General features: G+C 39.6%; 19 protein-coding genes. 10 read left to right on the top strand and 9 right to left on the bottom strand.

Translation table 11 applies throughout. The features are described 5' to 3' along the window. Positions 1-9 precede the first annotated feature (9 nt). From BUA60_RS16375 to BUA60_RS16385, 3 genes are all read right to left on the bottom strand, one after another. Positions 10-642, bottom strand: a complete 633-nt coding sequence (locus BUA60_RS16375; protein WP_072863533.1) for a Crp/Fnr family transcriptional regulator — start codon at positions 640-642, stop codon at positions 10-12. 10 nt (positions 643-652) lie between these two features. Continuing rightward, entirely contained in the window at positions 653-1,432 is a 780-nt protein-coding gene (locus tag BUA60_RS16380; protein ID WP_072863535.1) for an aldose epimerase family protein, read from the bottom strand. A gap of 70 nt (positions 1,433-1,502) precedes the next feature. Then, positions 1,503-2,744 (bottom strand): ABC transporter permease, encoded by a 1,242-nt coding sequence (locus BUA60_RS16385; protein ID WP_072863537.1) that lies wholly within the window; start codon positions 2,742-2,744, stop codon positions 1,503-1,505. Positions 2,745-2,747: 3 nt separating this feature from the next. Here BUA60_RS16385 and BUA60_RS16390 point away from each other — a divergent pair, with 3 nt between their 5' ends. After that, complete coding sequence (locus tag BUA60_RS16390) at positions 2,748-3,995, top strand: exo-beta-N-acetylmuramidase NamZ family protein (protein WP_072863539.1); 1,248 nt, start codon at positions 2,748-2,750, stop codon at positions 3,993-3,995. Here BUA60_RS16390 and BUA60_RS16395 read toward each other — a convergent pair. Next, positions 3,986-4,837: a sterol desaturase family protein gene (locus tag BUA60_RS16395; RefSeq protein WP_072863541.1), complete on the bottom strand. Its 852-nt coding sequence runs from the start codon at positions 4,835-4,837 to the stop codon at positions 3,986-3,988. The genes BUA60_RS16390 and BUA60_RS16395 overlap by 10 nt on opposite strands. Before the next feature lie 97 nt (positions 4,838-4,934). Further along, positions 4,935-5,432 carry a YkgJ family cysteine cluster protein gene (locus tag BUA60_RS16400; protein WP_072863543.1) on the bottom strand — a complete coding sequence of 166 codons (498 nt, stop codon included), beginning with the start codon at positions 5,430-5,432 and terminating at the stop codon, positions 4,935-4,937. A 63-nt stretch (positions 5,433-5,495) separates the two neighbouring features. On the opposite strand from BUA60_RS16400, the gene BUA60_RS16405 reads away from it, so the two are divergent. From BUA60_RS16405 to BUA60_RS16415, 3 genes are read left to right on the top strand one after another with little or no spacing between them, the layout of a single operon-like run. Further along, positions 5,496-6,209, top strand: coding sequence for a class I SAM-dependent methyltransferase (locus tag BUA60_RS16405; protein ID WP_072863545.1), 714 nt, complete (start codon positions 5,496-5,498; stop codon positions 6,207-6,209). A gap of 60 nt (positions 6,210-6,269) precedes the next feature. Continuing rightward, positions 6,270-7,049, top strand: coding sequence for a hypothetical protein (locus BUA60_RS16410; protein ID WP_072863546.1), 780 nt, complete (start codon positions 6,270-6,272; stop codon positions 7,047-7,049). 28 nt (positions 7,050-7,077) lie between these two features. Then, positions 7,078-7,458, top strand: coding sequence for a RidA family protein (locus BUA60_RS16415; protein WP_072863548.1), 381 nt, complete (start codon positions 7,078-7,080; stop codon positions 7,456-7,458). Here the strand turns inward: BUA60_RS16415 and BUA60_RS16420 are convergent. From BUA60_RS16420 to BUA60_RS16435, 4 genes are all read right to left on the bottom strand, one after another. Further along, entirely contained in the window at positions 7,451-8,302 is an 852-nt protein-coding gene (locus BUA60_RS16420) for an N-acetylglucosamine kinase (RefSeq protein WP_072863551.1), read from the bottom strand. The two genes, BUA60_RS16415 and BUA60_RS16420, sit on opposite strands and share 8 nt — an antisense overlap. Positions 8,303-8,386: 84 nt before the next feature. Further along, positions 8,387-9,388 (bottom strand): type I glyceraldehyde-3-phosphate dehydrogenase, encoded by a 1,002-nt coding sequence (gene gap, locus BUA60_RS16425; RefSeq protein ID WP_072863553.1) that lies wholly within the window; start codon positions 9,386-9,388, stop codon positions 8,387-8,389. Positions 9,389-9,412: 24 nt separating this feature from the next. Further along, positions 9,413-10,399, bottom strand: a complete 987-nt coding sequence (pfkA, locus tag BUA60_RS16430; protein WP_031444987.1) for a 6-phosphofructokinase — start codon at positions 10,397-10,399, stop codon at positions 9,413-9,415. 196 nt (positions 10,400-10,595) lie between these two features. Then, entirely contained in the window at positions 10,596-14,921 is a 4,326-nt protein-coding gene (locus BUA60_RS16435; protein WP_317043212.1) for a translocation/assembly module TamB domain-containing protein, read from the bottom strand. 87 nt (positions 14,922-15,008) lie between these two features. On the opposite strand from BUA60_RS16435, the gene tsaD reads away from it, so the two are divergent. From tsaD to BUA60_RS16465, 6 genes are all read left to right on the top strand, one after another. Beyond that, on the top strand, positions 15,009-16,034 hold the full coding sequence (tsaD, locus tag BUA60_RS16440; protein ID WP_072863555.1) for a tRNA (adenosine(37)-N6)-threonylcarbamoyltransferase complex transferase subunit TsaD: 1,026 nt from the start codon (positions 15,009-15,011) through the stop codon (positions 16,032-16,034). A gap of 107 nt (positions 16,035-16,141) precedes the next feature. Then, a complete protein-coding gene (locus BUA60_RS16445) occupies positions 16,142-16,489 on the top strand; it encodes a TfoX/Sxy family protein (RefSeq protein ID WP_072863557.1) in 348 nt (115 codons plus the stop codon). A gap of 16 nt (positions 16,490-16,505) precedes the next feature. Continuing rightward, a complete protein-coding gene (locus tag BUA60_RS16450) occupies positions 16,506-17,210 on the top strand; it encodes a 16S rRNA (uracil(1498)-N(3))-methyltransferase (RefSeq protein WP_072863558.1) in 705 nt (234 codons plus the stop codon). 143 nt (positions 17,211-17,353) lie between these two features. Beyond that, positions 17,354-18,004 carry a DUF4159 domain-containing protein gene (locus tag BUA60_RS16455; RefSeq protein WP_072863560.1) on the top strand — a complete coding sequence of 217 codons (651 nt, stop codon included), beginning with the start codon at positions 17,354-17,356 and terminating at the stop codon, positions 18,002-18,004. A gap of 3 nt (positions 18,005-18,007) precedes the next feature. Then, complete coding sequence (locus BUA60_RS16460) at positions 18,008-19,096, top strand: AI-2E family transporter (RefSeq protein ID WP_072863563.1); 1,089 nt, start codon at positions 18,008-18,010, stop codon at positions 19,094-19,096. A gap of 7 nt (positions 19,097-19,103) precedes the next feature. Beyond that, complete coding sequence (locus tag BUA60_RS16465) at positions 19,104-20,282, top strand: THUMP-like domain-containing protein (RefSeq protein ID WP_072863565.1); 1,179 nt, start codon at positions 19,104-19,106, stop codon at positions 20,280-20,282. The last annotated feature ends 11 nt before the right edge of the window (positions 20,283-20,293 follow it).

Consider the following 20,293-nt stretch of genomic DNA (forward strand, 5'->3'; position numbering starts at 1 on the left):
CTTAAAAAATTACAGATCCAACACCTTTATCTGATTCCGATAAAGTTCTATCTTGCCCTCATTTTCCATTTTTTTCAATAGCCGTGACACCACCACTCGGGAGGTGTGGAGATCGTAGGCTATTTCCTGATGTGTAGCATACAACACATCATCATGGGTTACTTTGGCCTTATCCTGCAGATGCTTCAATAAACGCTCATCCATTCTTAGAAAGGCAAGAGTATCTATGGTCTCCATAAGTTCCATCATTCTTGCGTGATAACTGTCCAGGATAAACTGTTGCCAAGTTTTATACTTGCCCATCCAAGTTTCCAGGTACCCCACCGGAATCATCAATAATTCCGTATCGGTTTCGGCAACGGCCCTTATACCACTTTTTTTGTCGCCCATACAACAGGAAAAAGTCATGGCACAGGTGTCTCCTTTTTCTACGAAGTACAACAACAGTTCATTACCATCATCATCTTCCCTTAAGACCTTAATAGCCCCACTTAGCAATAAGGGCATGGTCTTAATATTATCCCCTATTTCCATTAACGTTTGGCCCTGACTAACTTTTTTATAGCTACCCACCGTTCTAATTTCTTCCAACAACTCTGGCTCAAAAAGATAACCATAATGTAATTGTAATGCTTCTGTCATTCTTGTTGTATCAAATGTTAGGTTGAATAATTACGGAAAAAATCTTTTCAGATCCATTCACTGTCTGAAATCCTAGGTGTAAGTCCTCTTGGTTCACCGCATAAGGATAAAAGGAAATTGGCTCTATACACAGCATATTGGGTACCTCTGTCCACAACATAAAATTCCCAAAGCCTTCCGTTTTTATACTAAGCTTGCCATTATCCATTAAGGTAAGGGAAGTACAGTCCATTACTGGCAGTGCCCTACTTCCAACGTCAAGGACCTCCTGCAAAAAAATTGTTCTTTCTTCGGCTTGTATCGTTACATTTTCAGAATGCAACTTAAAGGCTGGATGATATCCCAACATAAAGGGCATACCTTCCTCTGTTATTATTTTAAATTGAATTTTTAATCCGTTTTCCAAAAGCTCGAAGGACTTCGTAAATTCAAAATTATAAGGCCATGACAAATATTCCTCGGTGGATTTAGAGGGATATTTGGAGTTCTTCATTGAAGTTCCCGAAGCATATTGTTTCCTAAAGACGGCTTTGGTATCGGTTTGCGACGCAAGTTGGTATGCCATTTCCCTTAAAAGACCATGTTGATCCTGGACCGCTATACCCTTAGGGGTAGTAACCCTAAAATTTGCTTCATTGGTGGGGCCTATTATCGGAAACATTTCGGTATCCGAGTTTCGCCATCCTGGGCTACCCTTTTGGTGAATATACTCGTGCCCGGCAACTGCATAACCTACCAATTCTCCTTTATCTATTTTCACTATTTGATCATGTAGTTTTAGATTCACCATCTACTTTTTCTTTTTAGGAGGAAAGTTATCACTTTGTTACTGATTCAAGATTCAAAAAAAATACAAAATTCTATTCGAACTTTATGGCCTTTACCGGTGATATTTTAGTAATAATATAGGACGGCAGAAGCAACATCAACAGACATAAAATTAAAACACCAATATTGAGCAATACCACGGTCATCACATCAAGGTGCACCGGAATATAATCTATATAATACTCCTTGGGGTTGGGAAATTTGAACATACGGAATTTGTACTGCAATCCTATAATGCCCAAACCAATGATATTGCCCAACAAAAGTCCAACACCAATCAAATAAGTGGCATTATATAAAAATATTTTGCGAATACTCCAATTGGATGACCCCAAGGCCTTTAAAATACCTATCATTTGGGTCCGCTCCAATATTAAAACGAGAAGCGCGGTTATCATATTGATACCCCCTACGATGATCATTATGCCAATGATCAATGCTATATTAAAATCGAAAAGACCAAGCCATTCAAAAATCCTGTAATACTTGTCCTTTATGGTCTGAGTATCAAGATTGGATAAGGTCTTCCCATAAATTTCCTTGGCCTTATTGTCCATTTCATCAAAATCGTCCACAAAAATTTCAAAGTTCCCCACTTCATTGTCGGCCCATTTATTCATATGTTGAATATGCCGCAGATCAATAAAAATATAGGAGCCATCCAGCTCTTCAAATCCACTGTCGTATATACCGGTTATAGTAAATTTTCTTTGATTAGGCATTTTGGATGCATCATCTTCCTTAAAGAAAATGGCAACGAAGGAGTCCCCTGTTTTTAAATTTAACCGATTGGACAATACCTGGGATATCAATGTTTCACTATTAATTTCCCCCTCAAAATTGGTTAGGGAACCATCTACCAAAAACTCTTTAAAAACATCCCAATTATAGTCAGGCCCAACACCTTTGGCCAGAATGCCTTCAAAAGTCTCTTCGGTTCTTATTATCCCTGCCTTGGTAGCTACTCCCTGAATATGCCGTATGCCGCTTACCGACTTAAATTCCGGGTAAAATTCCTGATCAAGGGAAACAGGAACCATGGAAACATCGGAAGTGTTGTTGTCGTAGTTATATATCTGGATATGGCCATTAAAGGCAGCGATCTTTTCCCGTATTTTATGCTTTAGACCAACCCCGGTAGAAATGGCCACCAACATCATTATCACCCCCAATGCAATTGCCGCTATAGCTATTTTTATTATTGGTGCAGATATACTAATTTTATGCTCTTTACCTGTAACCAGGCGTTTGGCAATAAAAAATTCTAAATTCAATTTATGGCAGTTTTTTCCGTTTTCAAAAATACAGTTTTATTATTGTTTTTTACACTTTCTGCTTGTGGAAACCACACCAAAACCAATAATAAGGAACTTAAATCCGTGGTAGCACGGGATACCGTTGCTACGGATCTACCCATAATCATAGCTGCCAACAGAACCGAAACTTACCTGCCTTTACTTGAGGGAAAAAGAGTTGGAATTGTAGCCAATCAGACCAGTGTGATCTTTAAGGATACCCAACCCTTGTCCTACACCCATATTGTGGATTCCCTTTTGGCCAAGGGCATCAATATTAAACTAGTATTTGCTCCTGAACACGGATTTCGGGGAGAAGCCGATGCCGGGGAAAAGGTAAGCGATGGAAAGGATGAAAAAACCGGACTTCCCATAATTTCCCTCTACGGAAAAAACCGTAAACCTTCCAAAGCTCAATTGCAGGATGTTGATGTTGTTCTGTTCGACATTCAGGATGTGGGGGTACGTTTCTACACCTATATTGCTACCATGCAATTGGTCATGGAGGCTTGTGCAGAAAACAATATTCCCATAATTGTATTGGACAGGCCCAACCCAAACGGGCATTACGTGGATGGTCCTACCATGGAAACCGAACACAGAGGCTTTTTGGGAATGACCAATATTCCCTTGGTATATGGCATGACCATTGGGGAGTATGCCAATATGATCAACAAAGAAGGATGGTTGGAAAACAAAGTTGTAGCGGACCTGACCGTAATCCCGATGGAAAATTACGATCATCATAAAGATTATATATTGCCCATTAGGCCCTCCCCCAACCTTCCCAACAACACCTCTATTTATCTCTACCCCAGTTTGGGATTATTTGAAGGGACCAATATAAATGCAGGCCGTGGAACAGAGTTTCAGTTTCAGCGTTACGGCGCCTCCTTTATGGACAGTACAAAATACAATTTTAAATATACCCCTGCTCCCAATTTTGGATCGAAGGACCCCAAACAGAATGGCAAAATTTGCTATGGAAAGGACCTCTCCAAAACCCCTAAAATGAATACCGTGAATTTGGAGTACCTATTGGATGCTTACAAAAACACCAAGGACAAAAGCCTGTTTTTTAATACAAGTGGCTTTACCAGACATGCCGGTACCACCAACTTACAAAAGCAGATCGAGGCCGGACTTTCCCATGAGGAAATAAAGAAAACCTGGCAAAAAGATATTGATCAATTCCAAAAAATAAGGGCCAAATATCTGATTTACAATTGACCCGTGGATTTTACATCCATTTTTTCAGGGGATTTATAAGGCTTAAACGGAATTTTCAATAAAGCTCCTATGTCTGAATTTTCCTTTTCATTGGGATAGGTATCCACACCATAGACAATTTCACTATTGGGCAATTTCATAAAGGTTCCAAGTAGCCTATCCCAAATAGAAAATATATTCCCATAATTGCTGTCCGTATAGGGTAATTTATAGTGGTGGTGCACTTTGTGCATATCTGGAGAAACAATGACCCAACTCAACACTTCATCCACCTTTTTGGGCAGTGAAATATTGGCATGGTTAAATTGTGACAAAATAACCGACAGGGCCTGATATATCATAATGATGGCTATAGGTGCCCCAACCACAAAAGTGCCGAAACATGTAAAAATAAACCGCACCACACTTTCTCCAGGATGGTGCCGATTGGCAGTAGTAGTATCCACTTCATGATCGGTATGATGAATAAGATGAAAGCCCCAAAGCACCTTTACCTTATGCTCTACCCAATGGGCCAACCAGGCACTAAGAAAATCCAGCATCATTACCCCCAACAAAATTTTTAACCATAAAGGCATTACAGGTAACCACTGTAGGATCCCAAAATTATTGGCTATGGTCCAATCACTGGTTTTTAACAATAAAAAAGCCAAGGGGAAATTTACAAGTATGGTGGTCAGGGTGAAAAAAATATTGATGCCAGCATGTCTTAGCTTGCTATATTTTAACTGAAACAGGGGGATGATATACTCCAGTATCCAAAAAAATGCAATCCCTGAAACCAATATGATACTTCGGTGTGCGGGAGGGATCGTTTCAAAATAATTGTAAATGGCTTCCATTCTCTAAATTTACAAAATAGTTGTATGTAAATAAATACCCAACAAAAAAGTAATTTATTGTTACCCTTTGATAATCAGGGTTAATTTTGGAAATGAGCTACTTAAGCTTAATTGCTTTTTTCATTTCTTCCACTATATTATATGCAGCTGGACAAATGGCCACATTCTTTAATGTGAGGCTACTTATTTGCTGAAATTTATTCCTATCCGTATGTGGAAATTCACGGCAGGCCTTAGGCCTTACCTCATAAATGGAACAGTAATTATCGGCACCCAAAAACGTACAGGGCACACTTTGAAGCACATAGTCATTATCCTCGTCCACCCTTAAAAATTGATCGATAAATTTCTGTGGTTTCATTCGGAAATGTTTGGCAATACGCTCTATATCGGCATTGGTAAATAGCGGACCAGTTGTCTTGCAACAATTGGCGCATTTTAAACAATCGGTTTTCCTAAACTCCGCCTCGTGCAGATCCTGCATTACATAGTCCAAATCCTTTGGTGGTTTTTTCCGAAGTTTGCCAAAGAATTTCTTATTCTCACTATGTTTTTCCTGCGCCAGCTTGGGAAGTTGCTTTATTACCTCATCCATTATGGAATAAACTTTTAAAAGTTGGTTAAAAGTCCCACATTTGCATGTAAATAACAAATTTAAATGGCTAAGGACATACTGGGCAAGGCACTTTTGGATTACCAATCCGGTAAATATTCTAAAGATATAAAGACCTATTCGTCATTGGATGAGGAGGATATAATACCCATTCCCTACCTCTTTAGGGACTTTAAGAAAATGCCCCCTTTGGAACAAAAGGCGCTAAAGCTTTGCAAGGGCAACATCCTGGATATTGGCTGTGGAGCAGGAAGCCATTCCCTCTATTTACAGAAAAAAGGCCTTGCCGTTACAGCCTTGGACCAATCTCCAGGAGCCATTGAAACCTGCAAACTAAGGGGTATAGAACATACTGTATTACAAGACATTCAAGATTTTAAGCTTCAAAAATACGACACCCTGTTAATGCTCATGAACGGAATTGGGATAGTGGGAAAATTAAAGAACATAGACCAATTCTTTACCCATTTAAAATCGCTCTTAAAACCTAAGGGGCAGATACTCCTGGATTCAAGCGATATCATATATATGTACGATGAAGATGAGGATGGGGGCTATTGGATTCCGGATAACCAAAACTACTATGGGGAAGTCACCTTTGAAATGGAATATAGGGGAGAGAAAAGTGAACCCTTGGATTGGTTATATTTGGATTATAATACCTTGCAACGTGCGGCAAACGCAAATAATTTAACTTGTGAACTTGTAAGCAAAGGAAAACATTACGACTATTTAGCCAGACTTACCCTTTTGGAGTAATACCGTGCCATATTTGTCGTTATCATAATAGTATCAGTCCTTTAATAAAAACTGACAATAATGAAAAAATTATCCCTAGGGCTCTTGTTGGCCTTTATCTTTTTCCTAGGTTGTTCCAAAGACTCCAGCGACAGCGATACCTTAACGGTTGATAAAACGGCCAATCTAAAAGGTCCGGGCGATTCTGCAAACGACTTACTGTCCGACTCCAAATTTAAAAACTTGGTCATCGAAATTGCCTATGTCACCAATTATGCGCCTACGGAAACTGCCGTTTCCAATTTTGTAGCGCTTTTAAACGAACGTTCCTACAAGGACGACATAAGTATTATATACCAAGAATTGGACTCTCCTAAAAAGGATAGTCTGTCCATTGAAGAAATATTCGATTTGGAAAAAGAAAACAGAACTGTATACAACAACGGTGACACCTTAGGGCTGTACATCTATTTCACAGATGCCACTGCCAGTGATGACAATCCAGATGAGGATCTTGTAACCCTTGGGGCCGTATACCGCAACACCTCCATGGTGATTTATGAAGCCACCATTAGAAATTTGGCCTCTAAAAGTTCGTTGATCAGCACATCTACAGTGGAAGCAGCTACCTTAAACCACGAGGCCGGACATTTATTTGGATTGGTAAACCTGGGAACACCGCCAGTAAACGAACACGAAGACCCTGATGCCAAAAGCCATTGCAACGAACAGAATTGCCTTATGCGGGCAGAACTCCAATTTGGATGGGGAATGGCCAAAATGTTAACGGCAAAAAACGGGGCAATCCCCAGTTTTGGACCTGAGTGTCTCCTTGATCTACAAGCCAACGGGGGCAAATAATTCTAATACGAAAACCTATTATAAACAAATGAAAAAAATAATTACCACCACAAACGCGCCTGCTCCGATAGGACCTTACAACCAAGCCGTACTGGCAGGAAACACCCTGTATATCTCAGGGCAAATTCCTATAGACCCAAAAACTGGGGATTTGGTATCAGGAGATATTAAAAAGGAAACCGAGCAATCCATGCAAAATTTAAAAGCCATTCTTACCGAGGCAGGAATGACTTTTGAAAATGTTGTTAAATCATCGATTTTCGTAAAGGATATGCATCAGTTTTCACAAATAAACGAGGTATATGGCGCCTATTTTGATGCAGATACCGCTCCGGCAAGGGAAACTGTTGAAGTTGCCAATCTTCCCAAATTTGTAAATGTTGAAATATCTATGATAGCTATTAAATAGAGCCTTTGTGAAATTCAACCAGACCTTCAATGGGTCTTTGTCTAATTACGCCTAGGATAAGATCATTTCTTTCTACCACTGTAGCCAGTTCTTCACGTAGGTAATATGCAATACTGCCCACAAAACTTACAGGAACTTTTGTGGCCAATTCAAACTGCATAATGTAATTGTTCACAAACTGCTGAAAGCCCTTATCTATCACCCCTCTACAATAGGGGTGGTTTTTATTTTCTACAATAAATCTGGCAAAAGTGGCCAAATAGGTATTTGGATTGGGTTGCTTGTAAAGATTTTCCTTGATTACATCAGCATCCAAATTATATTCCTTGGCAAACTTTGTAGCCAAGTCCATAGGGATTTTATTAAAGTAATAATCCCTTATCAATTTCCTTCCAAAAAAGTTACCACTACCATCATCCATAGGGATATAGCCCAAGGAGGTAACCTTTTGATGCAATTTCTCACCATCATAATAGCTGCAATTGGAACCCGTACCTAAAATACAAACAATTCCATGTTGCCCTATTTTTGTGGTAGCAAATATGGCCGCATAGGTATCTTCCTTAACCTCTGCCTTGGCATTGGGGAAAAAATCATTAAAAATCTCCGTTAAAAACTTTTTCATCCTATCGGTACCACAACCGGCACCGTAAAAATACAGGTGGGTAACAGCCTCCCTATTCTTTGAAAGCTCAAAATTATTGGCCAAACGGTCTTCGATTACAGGACGCGTCAACACTTCAGGACTTAATCCCAAAGTTTGTGTCATGAACAACTGGTTACCCTTCTCATCCAAGGCAATCCAATCCGATTTTGTTGCACCACTATCTACAATCAATATCATATAACAAGATTATTAATAAAGAATCCTGAAAATAAGCAAAAATTTACTTAATCTCAGGATTCTTTTAATTATTACCCTTTAAGACTATAATTTATGGATGTATTGCGCTAAGTCTACCAATTTATTGGAATATCCAGACTCGTTATCATACCAAGAAACTACTTTAAAGAATTTCGAATTCAATTCGATTCCAGCTCCAGCATCAAAAATACTAGTTCTGGCATCCCCGATAAAATCTTGGGAAACAACCGCCTCGTCCGTATATCCTAAAATTCCTTTCAATTCTCCTTCAGAAGCCTTTTTAAACGCTTTTTTGATCTCCTCATAAGAAGTCTCCTTCTCCAAACGTACCGTTAAATCCACTACAGACACATCGGCTGTTGGAACACGGAAAGCCATTCCTGTTAATTTACCTTGCAATGCTGGAATAACCTTGGTTACCGCCTTAGCTGCACCTGTTGAAGCGGGAATAATGTTCAATAGGGCACTTCTACCACCTCTCCAATCTTTTTTGGAAGGACCATCAACCGTCATTTGAGTAGCAGTTGTTGCGTGAACCGTAGTCATTAAAGCCTCTTCTATACCAAAACTATCATTCAATACTTTAGCCATAGGAGCCAAACAGTTGGTAGTACAGGAAGCGTTTGATACAATCTTATCGGATGCCTTAACTTCCTTATGGTTTACCCCCATTACAAACATAGGCGCATTGCTGGAAGGAGCTGAAATAACCACTTTCTTGGCACCACCATCTATGTGATATTGTGCAGTTTCCAAAGTAGTGAAAATACCGGTACATTCAGCAACGATATCGGCACCAACCTCATCCCACTTCAAATTCTTTGGATCTCTTTCAGCAGTAATCCTAACCGTTTTACCGTTTACTACCAAATTACCATCCTTTACTTCAACGGTACCATTGAATTTTCCATGAACCGAATCATATTCCAACAAATAAGCAAGATGTTCTACATCCAGCAAATCGTTAATAGCAACTACATCTACATTATCCCTTTCTACGGTAGCTCTGAAGACCAATCTTCCTATTCTACCGAAACCGTTAATCCCTATTTTCAAGTTTGACATTTTTATTGTTTTTAATGTTTAAAATTATGTTGTCATGATATCGGAAACCCTCATAAGCTCCTTATCAATTTTTGTATGCCCCTTTATTGCCTTACTGATAGGCGTAAGGGTAATTGTATTATCCTGTATACCAACCATTAAGTTGGTCTTTCCTTCCAATAATGCTTCTACTGCCTTAACACCCATTCTACTGGCCAATACACGATCAAAACAGGATGGTGCCCCTCCTCTTTGCATATGCCCCAAAACGGATACACGTACATCATAAATGGGCAGATGTTCTTCTACATATTCCTTTAGCTCGAAAACATTTTTACCAGTTTTGTCGCCTTCCGCTACCACCACAATACTTGATGATTTTCCGGATTGCTTACTGCGCTTCAAAGATTCCAACAATCTTTCAAGGCCCAAATTTTCCTCAGGAATCAAAATCTCTTCCGCTCCTGCGCCTACACCTGCATTTAAGGCGATGTGGCCAACATCCCGACCCATAACCTCTACAAAGAACAGCCTATTGTGCGAACTGGCGGTATCCCTAATCTTATCTATACATTCAACAGCGGTATTCAAGGCCGTGTCAAATCCTAAGGTATAGGTAGTGCCAAAAATATCGTTGTCTATAGTACCAGGGATTCCGATTACAGGAAAATCAAATTCCTTATTAAAGGTCAATGCACCCGTAAAGCTACCATCTCCCCCAATTACTACAAATGCATCTATACCTGCTTTTTTTAATTGGTCGTAAGCGACTTGCCGACCTTCCTTGGTCCTAAAAGGCAAACAACGGGCAGATTTAAGTATGGTGCCTCCCTTGTTTATAATGTTGTTTACACTACGTGCATCCATTACCTTAAAATCACCCTCCATCATGCCTTCATATCCTCTATAGATACCAACGCATTCAACTTTTAAATAGGCACATGTACGTACTACTGCCCTAATAGCAGCATTCATTCCCGGTGAGTCTCCTCCTGATGTAAAAACACCAATCTTTTTTATTGCTGAAGCCATAAAAATTTTAAAAAAACAAAACTAGCAAACTTATTTCAATAATTACCCGACTTTGGCTTTAATTTGACAACAACGGACCACTCCAACGTTTTCGTTGAATAATTTCTTGGAAATTGTTAAATTCATAAACAATTATTCATGAAAAGTGATTATTCCGAAATAAGACAAGACAACCAAAAATAGCCAAAATCGGCCCTTATTTCTTGCCTAAAATTTTGCGTAACAACTCTTTAAAGCTATCGAAGTCTACTTGATAGGAAAGTCCAACGCCTTGTGTATATCCCTGACGATCTGCCAGAAATTGCTGGATTTCATTTTCCCGATTGAAAATTTTGGCACTTAGGGTGCCTTCTTCGTTCAACAAAATCTGAACTTCCACATCTCCTGCAACCACAGTTTCAGATACTCCACCCACCGGGACCCCTACCCTTCCATTAAGCAAGACCCTGTCGCTGATCTGGGTAGACAAGGTTACCCCTAACCTATTCTCTGTCTGAATATCCGTGCTCCTATCCAAAATACCTTGCTCATAAGACAATCCAAAATTTAATTTGTCATTGTCGCCAGCCAATAAGGAGTTGAGTATTCCAGAGGCAGATTGAAGTAGGTTTCCTGTAACGGCCTGTTGGTTTATACTCGTCTGTTCATTTACAAAAGAGCCTTGTGCCAATAGAAAAAGGGCATTTTTTTCGGCAATGGTGGGATCCTGCAATCTGTATTCCAATTCGGATTTAACAATGGAATTGGTACCGGGGAACTCTATCCTCCAATCTATAACCGGACTTTCCAGTTCTCCGGTTAACCTTACCACTACATCGGTAGGTATACGCCTTGTATATCCGGGATTATCCAAAAGCGGAGCGGGGTTTGCATTTAAGGAATAAACGGCTTCCATATTTAACTGTGCCGCCAAGGGCTCCCTTTCCCAAGTAATATTACCTCCAGGTTTCACCTTAAAGGTCTTGTCCACAATGCCACCAAACTTATAGCGAAACTGTCCAGTCACTACCACAAAATCCCCGTACATGTTAAATTTACCGTTGGTATTGATTTCAATAAACAAAATTCCCGCACCTGTCCCCTTTAAGGAACTGCCTGTTTTGGTATCTACAACAATTTCAACCTCCGCATCAGGGGTAACATCCAGGTTAAAGGCCAGCTCAAGACCCTCCACCTCCTTTAAAACCCTTTGGCCCTTTTCCGTTTCCTCGACTTTCTTACCTACAAAATTGATAAATGAAAAATCCCCAACGCTAACTACATCACTTATTGGGATTTTTAAGGAAGTACCGCGTGCCGTCTCCCCATCTACATTGATGGTAAGGGCATTGGTAGGTCCAAATATTCTTCCCGTACCATTTAAATAACCGGCACCATAGTACAATACCTCTTCCTTAAATGGCGTATTAAGTATTAAAAAACGGTCATTGTTGGTATCCACATCCAAATCCAAACTCCAATTCCTAAATAGCCTATGTGTTATAGTACCATCCAAGGTTGCCTTGGTATTCATGGCCACATCGGTAAGTTTGATCTGCTGAAAATTAAAGGTCTGGTCGGATAACTTTACCCTGGAGTATGGCGCAAAACTATAATCCACATTTAAATAAGGAATGGCGATACCGGCTTCATTTAAAGAGAGTACACCGCTCCAATTAGGATTATTTATTGGCCCCTTAAGAATGGCACTACCCTGTAACAAGCCCCTAATATTGGTGATGACACCCTCGCCCAACGGGCTAAATGGCTCCAAATTAAACTTATTGAAATCCACTATGAGATTTGCCTGGGGAATCTCTTCCCTATTGGAGATATTCCCGACCACACTGAGCTTCTCAGCCCCCTTATCCACCAAGGTAGTGTTCACCACAAAATCTGTCAAATCCCTATTGCCCACAATACCAATGGCCAAATCTCCCAGGGTTATATTGTTGATCCCGAAGTTTTTGATATTCAAATTGGAGGATGGCAGGTAAACATTGTCTTTCTGTAAAACGTTCAAGGTACCGTTCACCTCCCCATGCAACTTAAGACTGTCTATGGCGGGTGTAATCTTGCCTAGGGTTACTATCTTAAACTGAAGCTCAACATCCTTATAGGTAGAATCGGCCAACTGTCCTCTTAAACGAATCTGCTCCTGTTCATTATTGTTCATTACCACTTCCTCAATAGTAATGCTATCCAAGGTTTTATTGAGGATTACCTTATTCTTATTGTTCCCATCCTTATTGAGTATCCATTTATTTCCTTTAAAACTAATATCGGAAGTTTTTAGACCAATAACAGATTTGTTCTCCTTGTTGAAGGTATGGTAGAAATTGAGGTTGTAACTGTCATTATATTCACTACCCCCTTTAAATTCCGTTCTAAAAAACAGGGTATCCTTTAAGGTAGTATTGATCAGATTAAAATCTTTCACATCATAGTAGGGCGTTGCCAGATCCCCAATAGAAACATAGGTATTGAATAATGGGTTTTTGTTGTCTATCTTAACGTCTATACTATCCAATTCATTACCGTAGGCAACTATACTGGGCGATTTAAACGTTAGTTTAAAATCCCCTTCATCGGCAATGATATTGCCCCTAATAAAAGTATTGGGATCAAACTTCACCTCTGGAAAGAACACATCCACAATCTTGTTGTAGATTTTGAAATTGAATGCCAATCTCTGATTTGCCGATATATTGAACGGTCTATAATTGGTGTAAATACTACCCAAGGAATTTTGCAGCAACCTGCCGAGCTCCTTGACTTTAAAATTACCTTTCAAATAACCGGTAATAATATCGGGCGAATTAATATCGATAATTCGGGTACTGTCGTTTTCAAAGGTAGACGAGACCTTAAAATCCTCAAAGTAGTAGGTCTCGTTCTTGTTCTGGTAATTGGTTTTGGTAAATTTTATATCCCCCACAATATTGTCCAAGGAATTACCACTAATATCCATATTTATATCCCCCTTGAAAATGGATACACTATCATTTATAAAGTTTATCTTTTTAAGATCTGCATAGTCTACCGAAGCGATAAAATTGAAATTATTCCTGTTTTCCGCAAAATCGGCCAATCCCTTAAAACTAAATTGAATATTTTCATCACTACATAGCAGGGAACCATCAAAAAGCTGCTCTTTAATTATACCAGACACGTTGATATCCTTATAGTCGTAGCCATTAAAATTTATGGAATACACCTGCCCTATTACCTCGGTGTTCAAATATTCCATGACCATCCCCTTGCCTTCCACATTAAAATCCAGATTTGTAACACCCACCTTATCGGCTTCGATTAAATTTCCAAGATCAAAATCGATCAAAGACACAAAACCCTTGTAAGAGGCGTCGTCAATATGATCTATATCCGTAAGTTCCAGGTCCACATAACTACTTCCAATAAGAGTATTGATGTTGGCCTTGGTATTTATTGAAGATTCCGTGATAAGGGCATCTCCCCTAACCGTAAACTGACCCAATTTCTGAATCGAGGAGGGCAACACGTCCAAAATATTGGGGAGCAAGGCCCTAAGTTCATAGTAACTGGAGGTAACGTTCTTCATATTGGCCTCTAGCACAAAGCCGACATCCTTCGTAAATAAGTTCTTGAAATTAAAATCCCCACGGATTCCCGTATTATCGGTTGTCAAAAACAGATCGTTCGTATTCAGATCGTTCAGCACGCCATCAACCATGGTGGAGAATGAAACAATAATATCACTCCCAAATTCATTATATAGTAAGTTCACTTCATTTAAGGCCACCGTAGATTCCACGAATTCGGCATCAATTTTTACCTTATTCAAAAAGTCCTTAAAATCTTCCCTTTCATAATTGAATATCACCTTGCCCATTAAATGGGATTGCGGAGTTTTGATGCTCAGGGAGTCAAAACGCATCTGCTGTTTGGTATATTTGAATTCGGTGGCCATTTCATTTACTACCACCCCCCTTTTACTATTAAAGGACATTTTTTCAATATTGGACGTAACATCCGGACCAACAATGGTAAAATCTGAAGCGGAAATATTAAGGTCCGTAAAATTCAACATTTCCGTGGTCTCCCTATTTTCATCTATGAGCCTAAATTTACTATCGCTTATTTCTACATCTGAGGAAGAAAAATAAAAGGGAGGCGTACCCGGGGCCCTGGGTTTTTTATCGTCCAACTTATCAATAAACACCTCAAGATTGGTATTCTTGTCATCCTGATAGGTCCTAAGCTTAAAATTGAGTCGCTCAATAGCTATATCGCCAAACTCCAATTTACCGTTCACCAAATTGCGCACGTTAAGGATAGAGGTGCTTAAATTGTCTATATAGAAGAGGGTATCCTGTTTGTAATCCTCGATATAAACGCCCTTAAGTGAGGTATCCCAGGAAATGAGGGAAATCCTTAGGCGATCTATATTAATATTGGTGCCAAATTCCTTATTGATCTCTGTAGTGGCGTACTTGGCAAAACGGGTCTGGACAAATGGCAAGGAAAGTATAACACTGCCCAAAACGCAAATAAGAACGAGCACCAAAAATACTCTGACCAGAATTTTTCTTAATTTTTTGATAGGGCTTTATGTTTTACCTTTGTACATTCAAATTTTATTCCAAACAAAGTGGATAATAAAACTATTTATATTTTAGCCATTGAATCCTCGTGCGATGACACTTCTGCAGCAGTATTGTGCGGCAATAGGACACTTAGCAATATTGTGGCCACGCAAAAAATACATGAGGAATACGGCGGGGTTGTTCCCGAACTTGCCTCACGGGCACACCAACAAAATATTGTACCTGTGGTGCACCAAGCATTAGCCAAAGCAAATATCGATAAAAAACAGTTATCCGCCATAGCTTTTACACGCGGACCAGGACTTATGGGATCTTTATTGGTAGGAACCTCTTTTGCCAAATCCCTATCCTTGGGATTGGGCATTCCTTTAATTGAGGTAAACCATATGCAAGCCCATATTTTATCGCACTTTATTGAGGAAGAAAATTACAAAAAGCCCTCCTTTCCCTTTTTGGCAATGACCATTAGTGGAGGACATACGCAAATAGTACTGGTAAAGGATTACTTCGACATGGAAATTTTAGGCGAATCCTTGGATGATGCGGTAGGGGAAGCCTATGACAAGAGTGCAAAAATATTGGGACTACCGTATCCAGGTGGACCCTTGGTAGACAAATATGCACAGTTGGGAAACCCCAGGGCCTTCCCTTTCCCCAAACCCAAGGTGGATGGATTAAACTTTAGTTTTAGCGGCCTCAAGACTAGTATCCTCTATTTTATACAGCGGGAAACAAAAAACAACCCCAATTTTATTGCCGAAAATTTGAACGATATCTGTGCCTCTATCCAATATACCATCATCAACATTCTAATGGATAAAATAAAGAAGGCCGCAAAGCAGACTGGAATAACACAAATAGCCATTGGAGGCGGAGTATCCGCAAATTCAGGCATAAGACAGGCCCTTAAAAAAGCAGAGGAGAAATGGGGATGGAATACCTACATCCCGAAATTTGAATATTGCACGGATAATGCGGCCATGATCGGCATTGTAGGATATTTGAAATACAAAGAAATGGACTTTGTAGATCAAAGTATTACTGCCAAGGCGAGATACGTAATCCAATAAAAATGCAGGCAGTTCAGAGCTTACTGATTACTTGATTTAAATTTACGGTTAATCCAGAATCCGGTTCAAGCATTTTTGGAATTCGTATCTTGAAAATTTATAATAATATGGCATACGACGAACAATTTGCACAAAGAATCAGGGCCAGCTTTGAATTGCAGCCGCAAGCCGTCCGAACCAATATCACCGAAAAGAAAATGTTTGGAGGAATTGCCTTTTTGTACTGTGGTAAAATGACCGTAGGTATTATAAAAGAGAATCTTATGGTAAGAGTCGTCTCCAGTAAAATGGATAGGATCCTAAGTACAGAACATGTAAGGCCCATGGATTTTGCAAAACGCCCCATGAAGGAATTTGTTTATGTTTCCCAAGAGGGAATTGCCACAGAGGAGCAATTATTAAATTACATTGAATTAGGACTGGAACACGCCAAACAAAAATTGAACGAACTGTAAATTTCACTACCAGCGCATGCAACTTTTCTACCATCCCGAATTAGAAACCAAGACCGAACAATTTATTTTTCCACCCGATGAAAGTCGGCATATTTCCAAAGTTTTGCGAAAAAGTTCAGGCGATATTTTGCAGATCACCAATGGAAAAGGGCTTTGGTTTGAAGCCGAAATACTTGTTCCCGACCATAAAAAATGTAGGGCAAAAATAATTTCACAAACCCAGGTACCGCCAAAAACATATCAACTGCATATGGCAGTGGCTCCAACAAAACTTAACGACCGATTTGAGTGGTTTTTGGAGAAAGCTACGGAAATTGGAGTTCATCAAATTACTCCCATTATTTGTGACCATTCCGAAAGAAAGGTCATTAAAATGGACAGAATGGAGAAGGTGATCCAAGCCGCCATGAAGCAATCGCTCCAATCCTATTTGCCTCAGTTAAATCCCGCCATTTCCTTCAAAGAATACTTGGCCCTACCCAAGAATGGGGAATTGTACATAGCACATTGCGAGGAAGACAAAAAAAAGGAACTGTCCCATTGTGCAGTAGCCAAGAAAAATACTACCATATTAATTGGCCCTGAAGGCGATTTCTCTCCGGAAGAGATAAAGTTGGCCTTGGACAACGGATTTCAAGCAGTTGCTTTGGGAAATACAAGGCTGCGTACAGAAACCGCAGCCATAGTAGCCTGTACCACCATTGCCCTAATTAATCTATAATACGCTGTTAGCATATATCTTGGTAAGGCATACTACTATTTAAATTACTTTTTTACCAAAACAAGGAATGTTATCCACAGCCCTTTTAGTTTTTTAACTGGTTAATATTCTTAAATTTGAATACCCTAATAGTCCGAGTGCATATGAAGCAGCTAGTTATAATATTATTGATATTCAATTTTTATTTGGCAGAAAGTTCATATGCTCAGGAAATTGCCACTTTAAAATATGGGGGCGGCGGTGATTGGTATGCCAACCCAACAGGACTTCCCAACTTAATAAAATTCTGCAACCAACAACTTAGGACTACCATTGACCCCAAGCCGCAAACAGTAGAGGTAGGCAGCTCCAATATTTTTCAATATCCATTTATACATATGACCGGGCATGGAAACATATTTTTTTCCGAAGAGGAAGCTGAAAACCTAAGAACCTATTTATTGGCAGGAGGTTTTTTACACATAGATGATAATTATGGGATGGAACCCTACCTGCGCAAAGAACTCGCCAAAGTATTTCCGGACAGGGAACTCACGGAATTAGGTGCGGACCACCCCATATTTAGTCAACAATTCCAATTTCCAAAAGGATTGCCCAAGATACATGAACATGATGGCAAAAGGCCGCAGGCGTTTGGCATCTTCGATCAGAACCGCCTAATCCTTCTTTTTACCTTTGAAAGCGACCTTGGGGACGGATGGGAAGACCCAGAAGTGCATAACGACCCCCAAGATGTACGTCTTAAGGCTTTACAAATGGGGGCCAATATAATCTCCTATGTTTTTAAAAGTTAAAATATGACCTCAAAGACCATTGCAGAAGGTATTCTAAGGGCTCTGGGCGTTATTCTAGCCATAGTAATCCTTCTTGCTTTCCTGTATAAAATTAGTGCGGTTTTAATATACATAGCCATAGCGGCAGTTGCCAGTTTGATAGGCCGACCCATTGTTTTATTTTTTCGTCAGAAATTAAAATTCAACAATACCGTGGCAGTAATCATAACTATGATATTCCTTGTTGGGGTAGTTGCAGGAGTCATTGCCCTATTTGTGCCCTTACTTATTCAACAGGGACAGAACCTATCCCTTCTCAACATAGATGCCTTACAGACCAATCTGGAGGACTTGTACCGCCAGTTACTGCAATATATCGGAGTTAAATCCGAGGATTTGGAACAAAGCATTAAAAATTCACATTTGTTTTCCAACCTAAACTTTGGGATACTTCCAGATTTCCTAAACTCCATAATCGGTATATTGGGGAGTTTTAGCGTAGGACTCTTTTCTGTACTCTTTATAGCCTTCTTCTTTTTAAAGGATAGTAAACTTTTCGAGGAATCCTTACTTACCCTAATCCCTGATAACAAAGAAAAAAGATTTCAACATTCCATGGAAACCATCAAAAATTTGCTTTCCCGGTACTTTGTAGGCCTAGTGTTCCAAATCTTGATCCTCTTTGTCATTTATTCCATTGTTCTTTTCGTTTTTGGAATCGAAAATGCCATAGTAATCGCCTTTCTCTGTGCCCTTCTCAACCTTATTCCCTATATAGGCCCCATTATTGGAGGGATATTAATGGCGGTTTTAACCATGACCAGTAATGTGGGAGCCGATTTTAGTAGCGTTATTTTGCCCAAAACAGGCTATGTAATGATTGGGTTCATTATAGGCCAATTAGTAGACAACTTTTTCTCCCAGCCTTTTATCTTCTCGAGCAGCGTAAAATCGCACCCCTTGGAAATTTTCCTCATCATCATTATTGGAGGACTGCTCCTAGGTGTAACCGGAATGATTATAGCAGTTCCAGGCTATACGGCCATAAAAGTAATCCTTAAAGAATTTTTCTCCGAGAATAAAATTGTAAAATCCCTTACAAAAAATTTATAATCCCGCCTTGAACAAGAACATATTAACATCTCAAATTCAAGATTTTATAAGCGAAAATTTAGGGACAGATCCTATTGCCCTTTTATTAAAGCCTATAAATTTGGATGGTGTTACCAACAAGGAAATTATAGAACAAATCGAAGCCAAGAACAGGTGCAAGGACAAGCTCCCAACTTGGTACGGCACAGACAATATCTACTACCCCAACAAACTAAATATTGAACAAACATCCTCAGAAAACACCGCCCAATACAAGGCCGGGATAATGAGTGGGACAGCTCTGCTGGACATGACAGGCGGCTTTGGGGTTGACAGTTATTTTTTCAGTTTCAATATAGGACAGGTGCATCATTGTGAAATTAACCGGGATCTGTCCCAAATAGCCACTCACAATTTTAAGACCTTGGACAGGACCAATATCCATACCCATGCCATGGATGGCATAGATTTTTTAAAAAGCTCGGAAGTCGATTTCGATTGGGTATTTATTGATCCCTCCCGTAGACATAATGCCAAAGGAAAGGTTTTTTTGTTGTCCGATTGTATTCCTAATGTACCGGATAATCTAGATATTATTTTGGCCAAGGCGAACAATATTATGATAAAAACCTCGCCACTTCTAGACCTATCGGCTGGCCTACGGGAGTTGCACTTTGTTAAGGAAATACATATTGTTGCGGTTAAAAATGAAGTGAAGGAAATACTATGGATATTGGAACGAGGCTATAAAAATGAGGTATTGGTAAAAACAGTAAATCTAAGCGGCTCAGCCATGGAACAGTTCAGCTTTTCCCTTGAAGATGAAAAATTAGCGATATCCAAATACTCCGATCCCTTGGAGTATTTATACGAGCCCAATTCGGCCATCCTTAAGGCTGGGGCATTTAAAACCGTAGGCGATAAATTCAATATGCACAAATTACATGATCACTCTCATTTATACACCCACTACCAATTATTGGATTTTCCCGGCAGGAGGTTCAAAGTTGTAAGGACCATTCCCTTCAATAAAAAAGAATTACAAAAACTGGACGTAAAAAAAGCAAATATTACCATTCGGAATTTTCCGATAAGCGTGGCAGAAATAAGGAAAAGGTTTAAAATTAAGGATGGAGGGGAAACCTATCTGTTTTTCACCACTAATCCTGAAGGTGAAAAAATGGTTGTTTATTGTCATAAATTATAAGGGCAGTGCGC

The organism is Arenibacter palladensis, assembly GCF_900129275.1.
Classification (GTDB): Bacteria; Bacteroidota; Bacteroidia; order Flavobacteriales; family Flavobacteriaceae; genus Arenibacter; species Arenibacter palladensis.